Genomic DNA, 347 nt, shown 5'->3' with positions numbered 1-347 from the left:
GTCGCAGCGCAGCGCCTCGTTCATGAAGTGGGTGGAGATGAAGATGGTCACGCGGTCCTGCCGTGCGAGGTCGACCATCAGGCGCCAGAACATGTCGCGCGCGACCGGGTCCACGCCGGAGGTCGGCTCGTCCAGGATCAGCAGACGCGCGTTCTTGGCGAGTGCCTTGGCAATCTCGAAAAGCTGCTGGTGGCCGCTGCCGTAGTTGCTGACGGGCGCGGCCACGTTCACGTCGGTCAGGCGCAGGCGGGCGAGGAGTTGTTCGGCCTTGGCGTGCATGGCGTCGTAGTCCATGCGGCCCCCCGGCTTGGTGATCTCGTTGCCGAGGAAGATGTTCTCCGTGACGG

The 347-nt window shown here is 66.0% G+C and carries 1 protein-coding gene; it reads right to left on the bottom strand.

The annotated features are described in order from the left end of the window. A partial coding sequence (locus RVY79_RS18185; RefSeq protein ID WP_317465936.1) for an ATP-binding cassette domain-containing protein occupies positions 1 to 347 on the bottom strand: 347 nt, incomplete at both ends.

Source organism: Chromohalobacter sp. HP20-39 (genome assembly GCF_033052815.1).
Taxonomy (GTDB): domain Bacteria; phylum Pseudomonadota; class Gammaproteobacteria; order Pseudomonadales; family Halomonadaceae; genus Chromohalobacter.
Note: the sequence above shows the minus strand (reverse complement) of the source record. Positions and strands in the feature narration are given on the sequence as shown.